Origin of the sequence: Exiguobacterium sp. SRB7LM (assembly GCF_015712685.1) — a bacterium.
Classification (GTDB): domain Bacteria; phylum Bacillota; class Bacilli; order Exiguobacteriales; family Exiguobacteriaceae; genus Exiguobacterium; species Exiguobacterium profundum.
Genome location: NZ_VWVR01000006.1, coordinates 116965 through 137240 on the forward strand (window position 1 = coordinate 116965; position 20276 = coordinate 137240).

The window sequence follows — 20276 nt, forward strand, 5'->3', positions numbered from 1 at the left end:
GTCAAGTCCGACTTCTGATGGATAGATTTTTGAAAAAAGCGGGAATATGATTAAAAAAAGGAACGAGGAGTGGATTGTATGAGAAAGGAGACTGCCTGGTTTGTCGGGGGTGCGGCGATTGCTGCGGCGACGGCAGCCGGGGCTAGCGTGTGGAGTCAATATGGGTCCCTTGTCAGATGGCAAGAACCCGAGTTGCCGATTCAACCGACAACACGCCGGCGCCACACGTACACGTATAAAATTGTTCACGATCGTCCGCTCCAATTTGATTTGTATCTCCCCCCTGGAGAAGGGCCGTTCCCCGTAGCGGTATATGCACATGGGGGAGCGTTCGTCAGAGGGAATCGGAGTATGGTGACCCTGTTTCATCCATTGCTTGACCACTTTTTGGGGAAAGGGATCGCTGTCGTCAGCATCGATTATCGCTTATTTGAAGACGGGGTGTACTTCCCCGATAATATTTTTGATGTCTCAGATGCACTGTGCTATTTGAAACAACATGAATCGTTATTGACGCTAGACACGAGTCAATTGCTCGTTTGGGGGGATTCAGCAGGCGCTGCGCTCATGCTTGCGACTGCGCTCGACCGTCATCGACAATTTGCAGGTGATTTGGGAGACGACCTCCCGACGATCAAAGGGGTCATCGCCTTGTATCCACCGACGAACTTTTTATTGTTCAAATTCATCCAGACGTGGCTCGCCCATTTAAAGTTCTATGAAGGAAGCCGCGAGGAATGGCGGGAGTTGATGGTAAAATGCTCCCCGGTCTCCCATCTATACGCCGATGCCCCGCCGATTTTACTGCTACACGGGAAGAAAGATCCGATTGTCCCGTTCGGCCAAGCGCTTCACTTCGTCGAACATGCGAGTGATGTCGGTGCGAACGTTCAACTCATCTCATTTCCAAATGGAACCCACTCGCTTGCGAGCTTCCTCCAATCGGATAATCCAATCAAAGAAGAGCAACTCATGGCCCGAATCAATCGTTTTATTGAAGAATGTCTCGGATGACGTTGCGATTTTTAGGGAAGATGGTACGATGGGGGATGATTGAAAGAGTAAGGAGTGGAAGTAGTGACAGAGTTATGTTTAGTCAGACACGGTCAGACCGATTGGAATCGTTTAGAAATTATTCAAGGGCGTGAAGATAACCCGTTGAATGCACTCGGACGTCAACAGGCAGAGGAGAGTGCAGCTTTTTTGAGTCAAGAGGAGTGGGACGTCATCGTATCGAGTCCCCTGTCACGTGCGGTTCACACTGCACAAGCAATCGCAACAGCTTGTGGTATCGAACATAAAGCGATTCTGCTAGATGAGCGTTTCATTGAACGTGAATTCGGAACGGCATCCGGGCAGCCCGTGAAAGGAATTTACGAGGCTGTCCAAGCAGATGACCAAGAGCGGATTCCTGGTCTCGAAACAGAAGACGAGATGCGTAGCCGGGTCTTAGAAGGAATGAACCATTTGGTGGATACGTATCCAGGGAAGCGCATCGTTGTCGTCTGCCATTCCCATGCAATCAAAGCGGCGCTTTCTGCCATCGATGGGACATATACGTTCCGTCACGCCATGCGAAACGCCTGCTCGAACTATATCATCCATCAACAAGGTCAGTTTGAAGTGAAGGCGGTCAACGTGGCTGACCATATCACCGATCCGACCATTATGAAATGAGGAGAATGTCATGACGACCTTACTATGGGTATTCATTATCGCATCATTTGTGGTCGCTTTTGCAGGACTCATCTATCCAGTCATCCCGAGTGTCTTGTTCTTGTTCATCGGATACATGATTTATGGATTCGGTTTTTCGTTTGAACCATTGACCTGGACATTCTGGGTATGGCAATCGGTCTTCCTCGTCTTCTTATTCGGCGTCGACTATGTCGTCACCCGGGCTACGGTGGATAAACGGGGTGGTTCGGAGCGAGCGAAATGGGGTGCGACAATCGGCTTGATTGCGGGACCGTTTATTTTCCCGCTCGTCGGGGTTTTGATTTTCCCGTTCATCTTCGCTTTCTTGGCGGAGTTGACACTCGGGAAGACGACACGTGAAGCGTGGAGCATCGGCGTCGGAACCGTTCTCGCCTTTCTCGGCAGCACGCTCTTAAAAGTGATCGGGATGACGATGATGATCATCCTATTCTTTATCTACGTGTGAGGCGGAGATGTTTCTCCGTCTTTTTAGTTTGAAGGGTGAATGGTTTTGGGGAAAGAAAAACAGGTCATCCGATTATTCGAATGACCCGGTTTTGACCAATTGATTGAAAGCGGAGCGACTGAACGATTGTTGCATTTCGACTTTTTTCTCGAAGAAGGCGGGCTTTAAATTCGATGTGGCGACGCCATCTTGAATCAACGAATCGAGTACTTGCTTCGTCGCGTCTTGTTTCGGCATCAACATGAGTCCTTCAGCGACGAACGTATGATGGTCGTTCAAGGCCCGCTCGCTCGTGAACGTCAAAGCGAGTGCAGCCGGGGCGTTCGTTGGCGACGTGATGACGGCTTCAGCGAGGATGAGGATGCGTTTGTTTAAGTAATGATGGAGCGTGACAGCCGACTCGGTCGGCACGAGCATTTCGAGGAGCCACTCTGAATCGTGCTCCTTCGAGATGATTAACCCATCGAGTAAATCGATCGGTAAATTCAGTTCATTGCCGTATTCGTCTTGGACGAGTCGGACTTGGACGAGGCGAAACGTTTTCATGGGATCGTTCCTTTCCGCGTTTTCTTTAGACCATCTTAACACAGTCTGAGGAATAGAATGTGTTAAGATAACGGGGAAGAAACAGAAAAATAGAGAGTGAGGGAGGCATCAAGATGAGTTGGGTTGTTGGCGTAATCGGGTATGTGACGATTCTCGCAATCGTCTATTATGGTGTCCTTTTCTTCAAAGTGAAACGGGAGCGGAGTCGGGCCGGCTATCGGATCTTTCTCTTGCTTGCCGGATTGTTTTTAGTCAGTGGGAGCGATTATATCATTGCGTTGTTCCAAGGAGACACCGAAGCGACGTTTTGGCAACGGACCGTCTATTTTGTCTTGATATTGCTCTCTTTGTCGATGGCGCTTTACTTTCGGAGAAAAGAAGATCAAAGCCAAGCAGGCGAGATGACGATGGTATAAAAAAACGGCTGTGGGTATGCACCCACAGCCGTCAGGCTGTTGACGAACCAAATCGCCATGTGCGATTTGGTTCGTCTTTTTTTAGGTTCAACGAGCTTGAGGCGCTCTGCCCGACAAAAGATTGAAGAAATGTTATGTAGACGGTCCTTTCTGGCCAACAGGTTGGCCAGCTTCTTCATGTTTTGTGCGGTGGCTGCCACCAGATTGGCACGTTGGACCTTCGCGGTCCCCCTGTAGAAGGTGAAACGGAGCCCGTGGAGCTCTTTCCCATCGGCGAACGAGCGCTCGACGGTCTGCGGCCGCAGTCGGTAAAGGGATCTCCCGGACGCGGACAGGCGGTTCTCGTTCACCTGCTCGCGGTAATGTTCATCGACGTGGCGTGTGATGTCCCTTCGGTGCGTCCGGCTGGACGTGCACTTCTCGAGGAGAGGGCAGTTCTGACAGATGGAGGGGTCGGAGACGTAATGGTGATAGCCGTGGCGGTCCGTCGTCTGATAGGTGAGGCGCTGTCGCGCCGGACAGAGATACGCATCTTCCTCGGGCAGGTACGTGTACCGGGTCTTGCGGAACATCCCCTTCTTCCCACCGAAACGCCTCCGGGCGATGACCCCGAAGATGCCCCGTTCGACGAGCGCCTTCGCAATCCCGGTCGTGAAGTAGCCTGCATCGAGCGCGACCGCCTCGAGCGGGAAATGGAAACGTTCGAGGACATGGTCGAGCCGATTGAGATAGACGGTGCTGTCCGAGACGTTCCCGGGTGTGACGTGTACATCGACGATGAAATTGTGCTTGGCGTCGACCGTCCGATGCGCCAGCCAGAAAAAGCCTTCCGGCTTCTGGTCACGATACATGTATCCCGCATCCGGGTCGGTCCGGCTCACCTTGACGAGCCGGCGCTCCCTCTTCTCAGATGCCGGTTTCAGTTCTTTTTTCCGCGTTCGGCCCGTCCCTCGTTCACGCGGGTGAGAAGCTCGTCCTCGATCGCACCGACGACCCGTTCGACCTCGACCTTGTCGAACTTCTTCTTGTTCGCGTTCGCCCGGATGTGCGTGGAATCCGTGATCAGGATGCGCCCGGAGACGAGACCGTGAGATTCCGCCTGTCGGACGATGTCCTCGAAGATTTGTTGGAACACGTCGTTCCCCTGGAAGCGTCGGCGGTAGGCCTGGCTGATCGTCGAATGGTCGGGAACCTTCTCATCGATGCCGAGACCGAGGAACCAGCGATAGGCGAGGTTCGTCTGAACCTCCCTCACGGTCTGCCGCACGGAACGGATGTTGAACAGGGGTCCGAGTAGGATGATCTTGATGATGATCTCCGGGTCGATGCCGGGCGTACCGGTGTTCGAATAGAGCGGGGCGCAGAGCCGGTGGACGATCGAGAAGTCGATGTGGCGGTCGAGTCTCCGGACGAGATGATCCTGCGGGACCAGCTGGTCCAACGTGGTCTTCGACTGGATCGGTTCATGTCGCTTCTCGGAATGGGCGCGATACATATCGGGTACCTCCTTTTGATGACGGGCGAACGTGGTGTTTATCTTCTTCATTCCCCGTTTGGACCGGTTCGAAGTATGTATCGGGCTTTTTCTTCGGCCATCGAGGCCTCAGAAAAAGACAAATGGTCGCCAAAGGTGGCGACCATTCGTGTGGCTCGTCCCACGGCGCCCCGACTCCTGCAGGAAAGCAATCCGACGGAGACCCAGCAGCGACTTGAGTCGCGATGCGGCTCCGGGATTGCCTGCGGAAAGCGTGGGCGCCGGAAGGACGAGTTCGTACATCTTATTTGTCAACAAGCTGAGGAGTTCATCATGAACTCCTTTTTGCATGGGGAAACGATGTCATGAGAGCGACTCATGGAAGGACAGTTGGTGTTTCCCGTTCGCTTTTGACTGGTATAACGCTTCGTCCGCTTGTTCGATAGCGATGTGCGGTGGTTCCGGTGGACTCCAAATGGACGCCCCGATACTAGCCCCGACTTTCACCGATACGATGTCTAGCGTAATCGGTTCAGAAATCATCTCGATGAGTGTGCTTCCGACCTCCCGAATCTGTTGGGTCGAACGCTCAGTCCTTGGGAACATGAGGAAGAACTCATCTCCGCTCAATCGGACGGGGTAAACCTCCTCGATGGGGAGCGCCCGTAACCGGTGTGCGACCTCGACCAATACCTCGTCCCCAACCGCATGACCATATGTATCATTCACCGCCTTGAAGCCGTCGAGATCGAGATAAAAGAAGACGTACGGTTCTTGCGAGGTGTGTAGTTGATTCAGCTGTTCACGTAGGGCGACCCGGTTTGAAAGACCGGTCAGTGCGTCACGGTTTGCTAGTTTTTCAAAGTGTACCCGCTCCGACTCTGACTCCGTAAGGGAGGTGACGAGCGATTCGAGCGCGAAAGCGAGCGACTCAATCTCTTCAATTCCTGATTGATGGGGGAATGTGTTCGCTTTGCCTTGTTCCATGAGCGAAGCCGTTTCGGTGATTCGCTTCAACGGTTTCGTCACGATCGAAGCGAGTAGCCAACCGAGTACAGCCGTCACGAGTGAGGCCAATAAACCAATCCATAGAATTCTCGTTTCAAGTGTCTCGACTGGTGCAAACGCGACTGCCGTCGGCTGACGGACGACGACCTGCCAACCAAGTCCAGGATATTCATCATATCCTTCTCCGATTGACATACCTGTCAGATAGTCTTGACCGTCATCCCACTCTTTCACGGAGGCGCCTTCTGTAAAGGATACAGGGAGTGGTTTTCCGACCATGTCGTCTGGACCGAGGAGCACAATATTGTCTCGTTCACTGATGACGAATAAATCCGTATCATCGACTTGTTCATGAAGCGTTCGATTGAAATGTTCGAGTACTTCTTTCCCCCAGGCCCAGCTTAAATGAGTTGCAAGTACCCCTTGAAACGAGCCGTCCTGGAAAAGCGGGACACTGATATCGACGAATTGGAGCGGTTCTCCCGTCGGATTCGGCAATAATTCAGCTAAGAGAACTGCCTCGTGGACATCTCCGATAAATGGGGAATCTTGCGCTTCAAGATAAACCGGTCGTTCCGCAATCGATGCCCCTTCGAGAATCCCGTTCGTCGAAGCGACGACGGTCCCGTCCGCATCCGTGACGCCCATCCAAGAGAAGGCGGGGATGTTTGATTGGACTTGGTCGAGGAGACGACGTGTCTCGTCTCGGTCTTCTAAATCAAGGCCTTGTAAGAGTTGGACTTCTTGATAGCGTGACCACATATAAAAATCGAGTTTGTCCGCCAATTGATGTGATGTCGTCGAGAGGCGTTCCCCGATTTCTTTCTCGAGCGCGTCAGATGCCCGGTGACTGATGAGGGAAGTGAGTGCGATCGTCAGTAAAAAGACGAGCGTGGCAATGCTGAGCGCCAAAATGAGTCCGAGGCGCATCGTAAAAGACTTCATCATGCGTAATTAAACCTCCTAAAGCTTGAATTAAAGAGAATTATGAAAAACGAGTCGATATCATGATAGGAAGAAGAGCTTCCGCTATAATGAAAGACGAGTCGAAAATAGATAGAGGTGAAGAGAATGAAAAAGAATCAATTGTTGGTCATCTTGACCATCGTCGCGGTCGCATTAATCGCATTGGTGTTCGTCTTACTCAACCAAGATGAGTCGACGACAGCTGAGCGTGGCGATCACGTCTCGATTGAAGGACAACCGACACTCGGAAACCCGGACGCAAAAGTATCGGTCGTCGAGTTCGGAGATTACAAGTGTCCTTCGTGTAAACAGTGGGGTGAAACGATTTACCCGCAACTGAAAGCGGATTATCTCGACAAGGAAGACGTCAGCTTCAGCTATATTAACGTCTTGTTCCACGGACAAGAATCGATCTTGGCATCCCTCGCTTCCGAGTCGGTATACGAGCAAGACCCTGAGTCGTTCTGGAAGTTCCATAAGGCGCTCTACGATGCGCAACCGGAATCACAACAACACGACAATGCATGGGTGACGGTCGAGAAGCTGAAAGAAATCGCAGGCGAAACGACATCGGTCGACTTGGCGAAGTTTGAGCAAGACCTTGGGGAAGAATCGACCGTACTTGAAAAAGTCAGTACGGATGACGGTCTTGTAAAAGAGAACGGTGTTCAATTCACCCCGTCCATCATGATCAACGGCGTGATGCTCGAAGATCCGTTCGATTACGAAAAAATCCAAGAGCTGATCGAGCAGGATTTGTAAGATGAAATCATTTCTCGAAAAGTATGGGTTATACCTCGCTTGGCTCGTCTCGTTGACGGCGACGCTCGGCAGTCTCTACTTCAGTGAGATTAGGGAGTTCGTGCCATGTGAGCTATGTTGGATTCAACGTATCTTTATGTATCCGCTGACCATCCTCTTGGGAATTGCCGTCTTCACGGACGATCGGGCGGTTCGGAAATATGTGTTACCGCTTACTATCATAGGCGGTTTCGTATCACTTTACCATTACTTGGTACAGAAAGTGCCAGGTTTTGCAGAAATTCAACCTTGTGCACAAGGAGTTCCGTGTAGCGGTCAATACATTAACTGGCTCGGGTTCATCACGATCCCGTTCCTCGCATTGACGGCTTTCACGCTCATCACAATCCTCATGTGGAACGTCAAAAAGCGATAAGGAGTTGGCACGTGTGAAGAAATGGTGGATGATTGGTTTGACGACGATGCTCATCGTCCTAGCAGGATGCGGGCAAGAGATTGAGGACCCGCTCAACTGGGAAGTCGAATCGTTCGAATATACGAATCAAGATGAAGAAATGGTCAGTCTTGACGATTTAAAAGGGAAAGTGTGGATGGCGGATTTCGTTTTCACAAGCTGTGAGACGGTCTGCCCACCGATGACATACAATATGACGAAACTGAATGAAGCGCTTGAAAAAGAAGGCGTCGAAGACGTGCAGTTCGTTTCGTTCAGCGTCGACCCGACGGTGGATACTCCGGAGAAAATGAAGGAGTTTATGAGTGGCTATGACCTTGCGAAAGCAGATTGGCAGTTCCTTTCAGGCTATTCGCAAGACGAAATTGAAACATTTGCTCAACAGAACTTTAAGGCGCTCGTTCGGAAGCCTGACGAAGGCACACAAGTCGACCACGGCACGTATTTCTATTTGGTCGACCAGGAAGGAAAAATCATCAAGGCGTATCCAGGTTTCCAAAACGTTCCGACCGAAGACATCATCAATGATATTAAAATCTTGCAAAAGTCTTAACCGAAAACCTGTTCCACCATACACCGGTGGGGCAGGTCTTTTTTATCGATGAGACCTGATATAATGGAGACACTAGAATACCTCAACTAAGACCACGCCATTTTTTGAAAGATAGGCGAATCGACATACTTTCTCGTATAGAAACGGAGAAGGCGCGCTATAATCAATTAAACGAACTATTAGAAAAGAGGATTTACATGAAAAAGACGATGTTGCTCTCATTGGTCGGAATGGCGGCTGTCACCGGAACGATTCTGACACAGTACAAACCGCTCGGACGAAAGCCTAAATCGCTTCAATCTCCGAACCGGGTCAACGGAAAGTTTCGTAATCAATATGAAACGCCGATGAACTTTTCTGCGCAGGACATGGTGTCGATGGCGCGTGACTATCGTGATGTGACGTCACTGCGTAAGCCTACCGAACGCCTTCCTATCGTGCCGATCGATTTCGAGGAGAAGACGGGGTCGAGCTTCACAAGAGTCTATTGGCTCGGACATTCTGCTCTCATGGTACAAATGGACGGGAAGACGATGCTTGTCGATCCGATGTTTGGACGCAGCCCGTCCCCACTCCCCTTCGCCAAAAATGAGCGTTTCAGTGAAGACTTGCCGTTTGAACTCGAGGATTTGCCTGAAATCGATGTCGTCTTATTGACGCATGATCATTACGATCATCTCGATTATGGGACAATCCTTGCCATCCAAGACAAGGTCGCCATGTTCATCGTACCGCTCGGTGTCGGAAGCCATTTGAAACGATGGGGTATCGGGACAGAACGAATCGTAGAACGGGATTGGGGCGAGTCGCATGTGTTCGGGTCGTGGACATTCATCTGTACGCCGGCGCGTCACTTCTCCGGTCGCTCGTTGACGGACCGCAACAGCACGCTGTGGGCGTCGTGGGTCGTCCTCGGTGAGACGGATCGGCTCTTCTTCAGTGGGGACAGTGGATATGCTCCGCATTTCAAGATGATTGGCGAACAGTACGGACCGTTTGATTTCGCTGCACTCGAATGCGGGCAATATGATGTGCGCTGGCCAGACGTCCATATGCAGCCGGAAGAGACCGCGCAAGCGTTTCGTGATCTACGCGCCGATCAGATGATGCCGATCCATTGGGGTGCATTCACGCTCTCGTTTCATGATTGGTTCGACCCGGCAGAACAGATGGCATCTCTCTTACCAAAAGAAGTCGTCCTCACTCCGAAAATCGGGGAGAGAATCACGCTCGACGGTCGGAATGATACGACGACGTGGTGGCGAGAGCTCGAAGACGTAAACAAGCGATGACCTCGGTCACCGCTTGTTTTTTTGTTAGGAAGACATCTTCTCTGTGGAATCTTCCTCGATATGCAATTGATGCTTTCTCGTGTATACAAGAAATGCGCCGGTCATCGCAATCGAACTAATTCCAAACAAGACGACCATGAGCTGAAGTCCAATCAAATCGAGGAAGAATCCTGTCACGAGAAGGACGACTTGGAAGATGATCCGGTCGAGCATGTTTCGGAACGAGAAGAAACGACCGTGATATTCTTTTGGCATCCGTGTCTGGAAAATCGTGACCGCCGTCGGGAAGAAACATCCGACTGAGAAGCCGAAGAGAACGAACGCAGCAATGGACATGAACGGGATGTCCGCAAAATAGAGCATCAGTTGGGCGACACCGATTAAAAACGAGAACGAGAATAAAATCGAGAACGCCGAGAATTTTTCTCCGATCCGTTTAATCATAAAGGCACCTGTCATGAAGGCGAGTCCCTCTGCCGTATAAATCCATCCTTTAATCGCCGTCGAATCTTGCAACTCACTGATGTTGATGACGAGCAAGTTGAATCCTCCGATGAAGAGGAGCGGGATGAGCGTCATGACGAGTGTCATGAAGATGACTGGAATCGATTTGATGATTGGGAAGACGTCTTTGAAACCGCTCGACGCTTTCGCATCGACCTTTTTCGCCGAGGGCGTTTTCGTCTCATCGAGTTTCAAGAAGAGCGTCGCGACCGCTAGCAACAGGTAGGCGACGAGCGAGAGCGCATAGACGTTACGGAGCGAGATCAGTGTCAAAAGGACACCTGCAATCGCCGTCCCGATGACACGCGACAAGGTAGACACATTCATATGAACGCCGTTCAAGGCAAGAAGTTCCCGTTCTTTCACGATGAGCGGAATCGCTGCCTGGAGGGCAGGGAAATAAAAAGCGGCCGATCCCTGTAAGATAATCAAGAAGATGACCATCCACACGACCGAATTCGTCTCGATGGCGACGAACATGAAGATCACGCTGAGCGCCCGGACGATGCTCGAGATGAGCATGATTTTTTTCTTAGAACCTTGGTCGGTCAAGCGACCCGCGAGCGGACCGATGGCGACCCCGGCAAGTAAACCGATGGCGAGAATGACCGCCTTCACAAAGTCAGAGGGGACACGGTCTTGCATAAATTCCAAGTTCCCGATGATGCCGAGCCATAGACCAAGACCGGCGACGAATTCGCCCGTCAAGATGATCCAGACGTTCCGATTTTTCCACATAGATGTATTCCTCGATTCTTATCTGTTGATAATAATTATGCTTGAGAATGATTCATTTAGCCACAAAAAAGAAGCCGAACGTCGGCTTCTTCATCAATCAAATATCACAGTTGTCGTCAGTGCACGTCGCACCGTTTGAAAGGACTTGGATAGTCGGATTGTTCTCAGACCAGACTTTTTCGAGCACTTGCGTGAACGCTTCCGTCGGCTGAGCACCGGACACCCCGTACTTGTTGTCGAATACGAAGAACGGCACACCCGTGATGCCGAGGTCGCTCGCGCGTTTTTCTTCTGCACGTACGTCTTCCGTATACACGTCAGTCGTCAAGACGTCACGAACCGCGTCAGAATCGAGTCCGACGCTTGTCGCGATTTCAAGCAGCACATCGTGATTTCCGATGTGTTTCGCATCGACGAAGTACGCCTGAAGCAACGCTTCCGACAATTCTTTCTCTTTCCCGACCGTCTTCGCATAATGCGTCAAACGGTGCGAGTCGAGCGTCCCCGTCACGACCATGTTCTCAAAATCATAATCGAGTCCGACTTCGCGGGCTTGTGCAGCGACTTGAGCCGTCGTCCCTTTCGCCTGTTCGATCGGCATGCCATACTTCGTCGCAAGCGCTTCATAGATGGTACGTGAATCATTCGTCGGGGCGTTCGGGTCGAGCTCGAAACTCTTGAATTCGACTTCGACTTGATCTGCCTGTGGGAACTGTTCGAGCGCCTCTTCTAGACGACGCTTCCCGATATAACAAAACGGGCAGACATAATCTGACCATACTTCAATTTTCATGATGAATCCCTCCTGTCCTTAGTGTAGGAAATCTTGAATTCAAAGTACAGGAAACGGCTCATGAAAAAAAGCCCTCCACGAGGAGGACTTAAAAGACGTACCAGAATACACAGACGAAGTGAGCGAAGCTTCCGAACAAGATGAACAGATGGAACACTTCATGGAAACCCCATCCTCGCCAGTTGACGAATTTTGGTTTGAACCCATAAATGAGTCCGCCAATCGTATACATGACGCCCCCGAGGACGAGCCAGAAGATACCGGCGTTGCCGATCACGTCATGGAGTGGTCCGATAAAGAAAACTGACAACCATCCCATCCCGATATAGAGCGCGGTCGACAAGAAACGAGGGGCATGGAACCAGACGAGTTTAAAAATAATGCCGAACAAGGCGAGTGCGTGTACGGTACCGAAGAGGACCCACCGCGTCGGTCCTTCGAGCGCGAGTAACGTGAGCGGTGCGTATGTACCCGCAATCAACGCGTAAATCATCGCATGGTCGATTCTCCGGAAGAAAGCGATGACGTTCGGTGAGGCGATGATGCTATGGTAAAGACCTGACGATAAGTAAAGAAAAACAAGGCTGATCCCGAATAGAATCGCGGCCATAATCGCAAGTGGCGAGCCGAGTAACGAAGCTTTAACGACCATCGCGATGAGGGCGATGAAAGCCAGTACCGCACCGGCAAGATGCGTCAGTGCGTTGATGGGTTCACGGAAAATCGAATGCATGTAAAACACTCCTTATCACATCATGTAGTATCGATAACTACATGATATACTGAAGAGGAACAAACAGCAAGGTGTACCTTTCGACAAATGAAAGTTTTCTTTATACTTAGGAAGTGAGGTGAGATAGATGAAAGCGAAGAATATTACCGAAACGGAAGGTACACTCCCACGGGACGTATTGCCGACCGTTGACTTATACATGGACCAGGTCATCCAGTTGTTCGAGCAGCATTATGGGAAGATGAAGCGAAACGAGGATGAGACCATTTTGACGAAGACGATGATCAACAACTATGCGAAGGGCAAGTTATTTCATCCCGTCAAAAATAAAAAGTATACGAACGAACATTTGATGTTACTCAGTTTGATTTATGAGATGAAAGGTCTCTTGTCGATCAGTGACATCAAAGAGACGCTCCGACCGTTGAACGAGTCGGATGAGACGTTCTCACTTGAAGACTTCTATGAGGCGTATCAGGCGCAGAAAGTGAAGAATCTAGAAGCATTTGAAGCCCAGGCGGACACGCTATTAAGTACATCACTCGAAGATGAGAGCGGTGTTAAGCGAACGCTTGCCATCGCGTCTGCCGTGCACATGAGTCACTTGTATCAGCGATTGGCCGAGCAATTGATTGATGAGAACTAAAACAACTCCTCCGAGGACGAATCGTCTGCGGAGGAGTTGTTTTTTAGTTATTGATGTACTTCTCGTAAACCGTACCGAAGTCTTTACGGTTCCAGTCATGATAGTGACGTTGTAGCCAATCGAACGATTGCTCGTTCAATTCCTTGAACGTGTTCGGGACGTTCATGTCACCTTCACGGAGTCCGCTCAAAATCGACACCGAGTGTGTGAGCGACGTATTCGCATACTCCATCATGCGACGCCCTTCTCGCTGAATCTCTTCAATCGCAAGGAGTGCCTTGTACAAATCTTTCACGTGCTCGATTTGCTTCTTGTTGATATCGATTGAGTATGGCTTGTCGCCGATTGTGAACTTGACTTCGACATCGAGGTCGACGGTGCCGGCCGTCTCGAACATGACGTGCTTAATCGGATAGTGTGCGTAAGGGTAACGATATAGCACTCGTTTCGAACTCATCGCGCTCGTCCCGTCGAGGTGAATCATGCCTAAGTTTGTAAAGCAGTATTCATCCGATTTTGATTTGATCAAGAAGTAAATCTTTTCGTTATCCTCATGGAGGACGTAATCATCCGAGTCCGCCTTATCGAAATCGGACGGGTCGATCACCTCACCGATGTCGCTGAAGCCAGTCAAATCAGAAGCTAGTTTTTTGAACATGTCATTCACTCCTCAGTAATGGATTTTATGCATCTCTTTCGGGTCGGACCCGGTCCGCTCGTCACGATTGAGCGCATCGATGGCCGCCATCTCTTCTTTCGTCAACGTGAAGTCGAATACCTGTATGTTTTCTTTGATTCGACTCGGTGTGACCGATTTTGGAATCACAGCGACGCCGTTCTGTAAATGCCAACGCAAGATGACTTGAGCCGGTGACTTGCCGTGAGCGTTCGCAATCTTGACAATCGTCTCATCTTCGAGCGCTTCGCGTCCTTTCATAAGTGGACTCCACGCTTGAATTTGGATGTCATATCGTTTGCAGAATGCAATCAGTTCTTTCTGAGACAAATATGGATGGATCTCGACCTGGTTCACGGCCGGGACGATTGAGCATGATTGAATGATTTGTTCCAAATGCTCGATCTCAAAGTTCGAGACGCCGATTGCTCGGACGCGTCCTTCTTCATACAACTGTTCGAGTGCTTTGTACGTTTCGACGAACTTGCCAAAACGGGGCATTGGCCAGTGGATGAGGAACAAGTCGACATACTCGAGTCCGAGCCGGTCAAGACTATCCTGGAACGCTTGGAGCGCCTCATCAAATCCGTGAAACTCGTTCCAAAGCTTTGTCGTCACAAAGACGTCCTCTCGTGGGATGCCTGCTTCACGAAGCGCTTGTCCGACACTCTCTTCATTTTGATAAATCGCAGCCGTATCGATCAATCGATAGTCTGCATCGAGCGCAGCTTTGACCGTATCGACCGTCACCGCGCCATCTTCGACCTTATAGACACCGAGCCCGAGCATCGGCATCTTGACGTCATTATTCAACGTCGTCCATTCCATAAATAATCCCTCCCTCTCGTCTATAACGTTACCGAAATTTTGGATGAAGGGAAAGTAAAAACTACAGACGGATGCTTTCCCCGTGCGCCTTGATCACAATTTGGTCACGGTCGAGTTTCGCGGCCGCGACGAGACGGTGATACGGCTCCTCGACAGGTTCATATGAAAGAACGAACGTGTCCCAATGCATCGGGAAGAAACGCTTCGCTCCGCTCTCTTTGTACATCATCCAAGCCTGTTCCGGAGTGCAGTGCGCTTCCTGGAACGAGTCCGGTTGATAGGCACCGATTGGGAAGAAAGCGAGGTCGATCGGTTCACGGTCGGCGAGTCCTTTGAAGGAGTCGGTGTACGCCGTGTCTCCTGCAAAGAGCATACGAATCCCTTTGTATTTGAGCAGGTATCCGTTGTACCCCATATGTTTGTCCCACGGGAAACGGTTGCCCCAATGCTTGACGGGAATGGCGCGGACATCGAGCCCGTTCGCAAGTGTCACTTTGTCATGTGGATGCAGTTCGAGCGTCTGCAGACTTGGGTATCGGCGCAACAGGCGGCTCGTCCCAGGAGCAGAGACGACAATCGTCTCGCGAGTGATGAGTCGCTTCAAACTTTTATGGTCAAAGTGGTCCATATGGGCATGGCTGAGTAGGATGACATCGACCGGGCCGACTTCCTCAATGGAGAGGGCCGGAGCGGTGTGACGTTTCATGCCGACTGTCAGCGGTCCGAGATGGACACCGATTCGTTTTGAGAAGACGGGGTCTGTTAAAATCTTGAGCCCATACCAATGAATGAGGACCGTCGAATGCCCGATCCACGTCGCCTGCACATGCGTCTCATCAATGGTTGTCAGTTCTGGACGTTCCGGCCATTTAAAGCGGGGACGGGGGAGACGACGTTTGAATCGTGTATAGAGAAACGTTCCGACGCTCGCCAAGACGGCACTCGGAACGAGGATGCGTCGACGCATCATGCATCACCTCACTGTTCGAATATATTGTCATCATATCGCGAGGACAGATGCACCGCATCCGCCTAAAGGAGTAGAAAAAATGGGAGATTGTGGGGTGCACTCTTGCGAATCCGCTTTCAATTTGATAAGGTGGCAGTAACTTAGGAAAAGAGAGGTATACCGTGCCATGAAAAATACACGTTCACTCCAACGATGAGACGAATCATCACTGTTCGCTTGAACAGTCACGGGTGAAGTGTGTCCATTTTTTCAAATACGGGAAGCGCTCGTTTTCCTCTTTGAACGGATTCCTTCACACCACCGCTTTGAAGCGGATGGTGTTTTTTGTTTCATCGCGTATCGGATTCATAAGCGAGGTGAAACAGATGTTAGCAGTAAAACAAGTCCGGTTTGACTATGACCGGAAACCATTATTTGACGCGGTCTCGTTCGAGGTCGCGGCTGGAGAGCGTGCCGTATTATTTGGACTGAACGGGAGCGGGAAGACGACACTTTTCCGACTCGTGACAGGGGAGTTGACCCCGCAAGCGGGGACGATTGAACGTCAAGGCGAGATCGGGCTCGTCCGGCAGACGATCGAGTCGACAGATATGACCGTACTTGAGTGGACGATGCGCAGTGATCCTGAACGATATGCGCTCTATGAAGATGTTTCTTCTGGTGACGAGATGCGTGTCATGCGCTCCTATGAACGGGCGCTCGCACTCGATGTGTACAACTTGGAACAAGAGGCGACAAGAGCATTGACTCGACTTGGGCTGGAGGAGCACCTCTTCCGAAACATTAATGAGCTAAGCGGAGGCGAGAAGACGCGAGCTCAGCTCTCAACACTGACGATGAAGCGGGTGGACCTCGTCCTGCTCGACGAACCGACGAACCATCTCGATCTTGAGTCGATCGACTGGCTGACGAAGTGGTTAAACCAGTTCAAGGGAACGGTGCTCATCATCTCACACGACCGTCAACTGATGGACGATGTCGCAACGACAATTCTTGAACTGTCGGACGGACAGGTTACACGATATCCGGGAAATTATACGGCGTATAAACATCAAAAAGAAGAAGAACGCGTACGCGACGAGCGAGCACATGCTCGATATGAGAGCCGAAAGGCAGAACTTCTTGAGATGATCGCCCAATATAAAGGGTGGCACTTAAAGGCAAAAGCGACAGCGAGTGTCCGCAGTCCGGGAGCGCAAAAGGGAGCGGCCAATCTCGCAGTCAAAATGAAGGCGAGAGAACAGAAGTTAAGGCAGCTCGAAGACAATCGTCCACAAAAACCAAAAGAGGAGAAATCCATCTCCGTCCGTTTTGCGGCGGATGAGCTCGAAGCGAAGACGTGGCTGACGTGTGAGGATGTGACGTTTGGATACGACAAGCCGTTCTATGAACCGTTTTCCTTCTCGATAAATAAAGGAGAGCGGATCTCGATTACCGGACCAAACGGAAGCGGAAAAACGACATTATTAAACGTGCTGATCGGTGAGCGAGTACCACACTCTGGTGTGATCAAGCGACATCCTCGTCTGAAGATCGGATATTTCTCACAAACGCTCGAGCGTCTTCCGGAGACCGGGACGTTACTTGAGGCGTTACTTGCCAATAGTGAGATCGGAGAGACGGAGGCGCGGACGTTGCTCGCTCACTTCTTGTTCCGGCGAGATGAAGTGCACCGACCGATTACCGAGGCGAGCATGGGGGAAAAGTGTCGAATCGCGTTTCTCATCTTGTACTTCTCGGATGCCCATCTGTTGGCATTAGATGAACCGACGAACTATTTAGATGTGGCGACACGCGAACAAATCGAGGCGGCCTTATCCGTCTATCCGGGTGGATTATTGTTGATTTCCCACGACCGCTACTTTCATCGTCTGACTTCGCGCACGATTGAATTAGGAGAGCACATTGTCATACGTGAGAACGATGAGCGTGATGAACCGGTCGATGTCGAACAAATGGTCAGAACGATGGACGAATTGACAAAAGATGAATTGAAATTTTTTGATGAAGCAGGAAACCTCCTACCATTTGACGAAACGAGTGAAATGAATCGAATCGAGTAGGAGTGAAGAACATGAATGGAGGAAGATTGTCGCGTGCGACGACGCGGAAGCGTAAACGCGTGTTCCGTATCACGACGGCATTGGCATTAATGCTCGCCTTGGTCGGGATCATCGCGTTCGCGGCACTGATTGACAAAAAACAGGACTCGGCTTTACCGGAATCTGATGAGATTGCCACGGAAATGGTCGACTCCGAGTCGGAACAACCGGCTGATGCTGATGCTGAGACCGAATCGACAGATACCATCTATATCGAACAACCGTATACGAAAGTATACGCGGATGACCGGGTCACGGTCGTTTATGAAGCCGACTTGGGTGATCGATTTGAACGGTTGGAGACGGTAAGTGGATTTGTGAAAGTTCAGTTGACCGAGCGGTTGACCGGCTGGGTCACAGAAGAGAGTGTGACGACAGAGGCGACAGCTTTATCGGATGACGAGGTGATTGCCGCTTGGCAACAAGTCGTCCCGAACGCTTCGGAGTCCGTCCTTGACTGGATTGGAAAAGATCTCGAAACCGTCCGTGCGGAGCTCGGCAGTCCTTCTGCCGTTCAACGTGACCAAGTGAACGAGTATCATTTCTATGATGGATTTTTCCTCATGGTCCGGGACCAAAAAGTACGGGCAGTTGATTGGGACAAGCAAGCCATCGCGACACCAGACGTACAACCGACTCGCGAACAAGCGACCGGAATCTGGTTCGAGGGTGAGACGGTCCAATTGAAACTGTTCCCTTATAGCGGCGTCATGCGCGTCCGCCTAGAGCAAAAATAAGACAAAGCGGGAGAGTTCATTTCTCCCGTTTTTTTATCGTTTTTCATTCAAATGAACGTTTGAATGTTTGGTTAAAATGGAATAAGATAAACAGTAGAAGGAGGAGTCAGTTATGGGACATCATCATGATCACGACCACCATCACCATCATTCGACGAATCAGCGGGCGCTATTACTCGCCTTTCTCTTGATTGCGGCGTTCATGGTCGTCGAAGTGATCGGCGGACTATGGACGAACAGTTTGGCGCTGTTATCGGATGCGGGGCATATGCTAGGAGATGCGGCGGCGTTAGGACTCAGTTTCCTCGCTGTCCGATTTGGGGCGAAAGCGGCGACGCCAAGTCGAACGTTCGGGTATCGACGTTTTGAAATACTAGCGGCATTCATCAATGGGGTGACACTACTCGTCATCTCGGTCTATATTCTTGTCGAGGCATACCAACGAATCAGCGCGCCACCAGAAATTCTAAGTGGTGGGATGCTTGTCGTCGCCATCATCGGGCTACTCGTCAACATCCTTGCCGCCTGGATTTTAATGCGCGGGGAGAAAGATAATTTGAACGTGAAGAGTGCGTTGTTGCACGTATTCGGGGATTTGCTCGGCTCGGTCGGAGCCATCACGGCAGCCATCCTCATCATGTTGTTCGGATGGACGTGGGCGGACCCGGTCGCGAGCGCCTTTGTCGCGATTTTGATTTTAATCAGTGGTTATCGGGTGACGCGTGACGCCATTCATATCTTGATGGAAGGGTCGCCGGAACAGATTGACGTCCGGGCGATGCAAGAAGAGATTGCGAAGGTTGACGGGGTGAAAGAAGTGCACGATCTTCATGTCTGGTCTATCTCATCGAGCGAGCATGCAGCGACGTGTCACGTGTTGATTGGAGAAGATACGGATGATCAAGACGTCTTGAGACAAGTGACGGAACGAATCCGGAAATACGGGAAGTTCGAACGTTCGACGGTCCAGATTGAGCGGGAACGACAATGTTGTGAAGAACGAATCATCTGGTAAGAAAAACGGACACTCGCTTGAGTGTCCGTTATTTTCCGTTCACATCGATCACGACAATCTCTGGTGGATTGTAAATACGTGGGATGTTGAAGCTGTAATTGAATCCTCGGCCGATCACATGGGTGAACGTCTCATGTTCATAGAGTCCGCCTGCATATTTAGGAAAGAATCCTTGATCGGGTGCAAATAATCCGTTCATCAAGTAAGGGATCCTCACTTGCCCGCCATGAGCATGTCCGGACAAGACGAGGTCGAATGGAAGTTTAGCATACGTGTCGATTTGCTCGGCACGGTGGGAGAGAAGCACCTTGAACGTCTCGTCCGGGGCAATCTCCTGCATCGCCGCAGTCGACTCCGCATCCCAATCTGTATAAATATTTTCTCTGAACCCACGAAGAGGGTCTTCTAAACCGCCGATGACGAGTTCAATCCCATTGATGGTGACCGTCTCCCATTCGTCTTCGAGAACGTTGACACCGTATGAGCGAAACACGTCTTTCACATTGTGACGGACATAGTCATCCGATCCATCGATTTCATGGTTGCCGGTCACGAAATACATCGGCGCAATCCCTTCAAGCCCCTCGATTAGTTCGAATGCGGGTTCAGGTGAACGATATCGGTCGAGTAAATCGCCCGGTAAAGCGATGAGGTCTGGTTTCTGTGCACGAACCTCATCGATCAAAATCGACTGTTTATAACCGTATGAGGCGCTGTGTAAGTCGGAGAGGAGCACGATGCGGAGAGACTTGTCTGCTGACAGTTTATCGGACGTCACATCATACGTCCGGACGGTCAACCCATTGTACGTCGCCGTGAACAACAAGATGCCAAGTGCAACAAAAAGAAGAGTCGATTTATGTTTCTTCATCAGTGCTCCCTCCTTCCTTAATCGTGTC

General features: G+C 50.7%; 21 protein-coding genes and 1 pseudogene. 12 read left to right on the plus strand and 10 right to left on the minus strand.

All coding sequences use genetic code 11. The features are described from left to right. Positions 1 to 78: 78 nt before the first annotated feature. The 3 genes from F3H97_RS01400 to F3H97_RS01410 all read left to right on the plus strand — a co-directional run bounded on the left by F3H97_RS01400 (position 79) and on the right by F3H97_RS01410 (position 2164). Positions 79 to 1014 carry an alpha/beta hydrolase gene (locus F3H97_RS01400; protein ID WP_074034886.1) on the plus strand — a complete coding sequence of 312 codons (936 nt, stop codon included), beginning with the start codon at positions 79 to 81 and terminating at the stop codon, positions 1012 to 1014. A gap of 63 nt (positions 1015 to 1077) precedes the next feature. Then, the gene (locus F3H97_RS01405) at positions 1078 to 1677 is read left to right on the plus strand and encodes a histidine phosphatase family protein (RefSeq protein WP_159563373.1); all 600 of its coding nucleotides are present in this window, start codon (positions 1078 to 1080) and stop codon (positions 1675 to 1677) included. 10 nt (positions 1678 to 1687) lie between these two features. Continuing rightward, positions 1688 to 2164: a DUF456 domain-containing protein gene (locus F3H97_RS01410; RefSeq protein WP_031424439.1), complete on the plus strand. Its 477-nt coding sequence runs from the start codon at positions 1688 to 1690 to the stop codon at positions 2162 to 2164. Between the two features lie 72 nt (positions 2165 to 2236). Here the strand turns inward: F3H97_RS01410 and F3H97_RS01415 are convergent, their stop codons facing one another. After that, a complete protein-coding gene (locus tag F3H97_RS01415; protein ID WP_031424441.1) occupies positions 2237 to 2710 on the minus strand; it encodes a YwpF-like family protein in 474 nt (157 codons plus the stop codon). Between the two features lie 113 nt (positions 2711 to 2823). On the opposite strand from F3H97_RS01415, the gene F3H97_RS01420 reads away from it, so the two are divergent. Then, positions 2824 to 3126, plus strand: a complete 303-nt coding sequence (locus F3H97_RS01420; protein ID WP_031424443.1) for a 7TM diverse intracellular signaling domain-containing protein — start codon at positions 2824 to 2826, stop codon at positions 3124 to 3126. Positions 3127 to 3275: 149 nt separating this feature from the next. Here the strand turns inward: F3H97_RS01420 and F3H97_RS01425 are convergent. Then, positions 3276 to 4621: pseudogene (locus F3H97_RS01425) on the minus strand (IS1182 family transposase); the annotation flags it as partial. 342 nt (positions 4622 to 4963) lie between these two features. Further along, a complete protein-coding gene (locus F3H97_RS01430) occupies positions 4964 to 6556 on the minus strand; it encodes a diguanylate cyclase domain-containing protein (RefSeq protein ID WP_196430368.1) in 1593 nt (530 codons plus the stop codon). A 123-nt stretch (positions 6557 to 6679) separates the two neighbouring features. Between F3H97_RS01430 and F3H97_RS01435 the strand changes: the two genes are divergently transcribed. The 4 genes from F3H97_RS01435 (at position 6680) to F3H97_RS01450 (ending at position 9635) form a co-directional block, all read left to right on the plus strand. Further along, positions 6680 to 7336, plus strand: a complete 657-nt coding sequence (locus F3H97_RS01435; RefSeq protein WP_074037614.1) for a DsbA family protein — start codon at positions 6680 to 6682, stop codon at positions 7334 to 7336. Position 7337: 1 nt separating this feature from the next. After that, positions 7338 to 7751, plus strand: coding sequence for a disulfide oxidoreductase (locus F3H97_RS01440; RefSeq protein WP_047795569.1), 414 nt, complete (start codon positions 7338 to 7340; stop codon positions 7749 to 7751). A gap of 13 nt (positions 7752 to 7764) precedes the next feature. After that, complete coding sequence (locus F3H97_RS01445) at positions 7765 to 8343, plus strand: SCO family protein (protein ID WP_269318191.1); 579 nt, start codon at positions 7765 to 7767, stop codon at positions 8341 to 8343. Between the two features lie 197 nt (positions 8344 to 8540). Next, entirely contained in the window at positions 8541 to 9635 is a 1095-nt protein-coding gene (locus tag F3H97_RS01450; protein ID WP_196430369.1) for an MBL fold metallo-hydrolase, read from the plus strand. A 24-nt stretch (positions 9636 to 9659) separates the two neighbouring features. Here the strand turns inward: F3H97_RS01450 and F3H97_RS01455 are convergent, their stop codons facing one another. The 3 genes from F3H97_RS01455 to trhA all read right to left on the minus strand — a co-directional run bounded on the left by F3H97_RS01455 (position 9660) and on the right by trhA (position 12403). Then, positions 9660 to 10877, minus strand: coding sequence for an MFS transporter (locus F3H97_RS01455; RefSeq protein ID WP_159561923.1), 1218 nt, complete (start codon positions 10875 to 10877; stop codon positions 9660 to 9662). Positions 10878 to 10974: 97 nt separating this feature from the next. Continuing rightward, entirely contained in the window at positions 10975 to 11670 is a 696-nt protein-coding gene (locus F3H97_RS01460) for a DsbA family oxidoreductase (RefSeq protein WP_196430370.1), read from the minus strand. An 88-nt stretch (positions 11671 to 11758) separates the two neighbouring features. After that, on the minus strand, positions 11759 to 12403 hold the full coding sequence (trhA, locus tag F3H97_RS01465) for a PAQR family membrane homeostasis protein TrhA (RefSeq protein WP_031421292.1): 645 nt from the start codon (positions 12401 to 12403) through the stop codon (positions 11759 to 11761). A gap of 127 nt (positions 12404 to 12530) precedes the next feature. Here trhA and F3H97_RS01470 point away from each other — a divergent pair, with 127 nt between their 5' ends. Continuing rightward, on the plus strand, positions 12531 to 13049 hold the full coding sequence (locus F3H97_RS01470) for a DUF1836 domain-containing protein (RefSeq protein WP_196430371.1): 519 nt from the start codon (positions 12531 to 12533) through the stop codon (positions 13047 to 13049). 43 nt (positions 13050 to 13092) lie between these two features. Here F3H97_RS01470 and F3H97_RS01475 read toward each other — a convergent pair whose 3' ends face one another. The 3 genes from F3H97_RS01475 to F3H97_RS01485 all read right to left on the minus strand — a co-directional run bounded on the left by F3H97_RS01475 (position 13093) and on the right by F3H97_RS01485 (position 15520). After that, positions 13093 to 13707, minus strand: coding sequence for a PH domain-containing protein (locus tag F3H97_RS01475; RefSeq protein WP_196430372.1), 615 nt, complete (start codon positions 13705 to 13707; stop codon positions 13093 to 13095). Between the two features lie 12 nt (positions 13708 to 13719). Next, a complete protein-coding gene (locus F3H97_RS01480; protein ID WP_031421296.1) occupies positions 13720 to 14553 on the minus strand; it encodes an aldo/keto reductase in 834 nt (277 codons plus the stop codon). Between the two features lie 61 nt (positions 14554 to 14614). Beyond that, positions 14615 to 15520 (minus strand): MBL fold metallo-hydrolase, encoded by a 906-nt coding sequence (locus F3H97_RS01485; RefSeq protein WP_230872783.1) that lies wholly within the window; start codon positions 15518 to 15520, stop codon positions 14615 to 14617. Positions 15521 to 15888: 368 nt separating this feature from the next. Between F3H97_RS01485 and abc-f the strand changes: the two genes are divergently transcribed. The 3 genes from abc-f to F3H97_RS01500 all read left to right on the plus strand — a co-directional run bounded on the left by abc-f (position 15889) and on the right by F3H97_RS01500 (position 19377). Further along, a complete protein-coding gene (gene abc-f, locus F3H97_RS01490; protein WP_196430373.1) occupies positions 15889 to 17586 on the plus strand; it encodes a ribosomal protection-like ABC-F family protein in 1698 nt (565 codons plus the stop codon). 11 nt (positions 17587 to 17597) lie between these two features. Beyond that, positions 17598 to 18362 carry a hypothetical protein gene (locus F3H97_RS01495; protein ID WP_196430374.1) on the plus strand — a complete coding sequence of 255 codons (765 nt, stop codon included), beginning with the start codon at positions 17598 to 17600 and terminating at the stop codon, positions 18360 to 18362. Positions 18363 to 18474: 112 nt separating this feature from the next. Beyond that, positions 18475 to 19377: a cation diffusion facilitator family transporter gene (locus F3H97_RS01500; protein ID WP_196430375.1), complete on the plus strand. Its 903-nt coding sequence runs from the start codon at positions 18475 to 18477 to the stop codon at positions 19375 to 19377. A 28-nt stretch (positions 19378 to 19405) separates the two neighbouring features. Here the strand turns inward: F3H97_RS01500 and F3H97_RS01505 are convergent, their stop codons facing one another. Beyond that, on the minus strand, positions 19406 to 20248 hold the full coding sequence (locus F3H97_RS01505) for a metallophosphoesterase (RefSeq protein ID WP_196430376.1): 843 nt from the start codon (positions 20246 to 20248) through the stop codon (positions 19406 to 19408). Positions 20249 to 20276 lie beyond the last annotated feature (28 nt).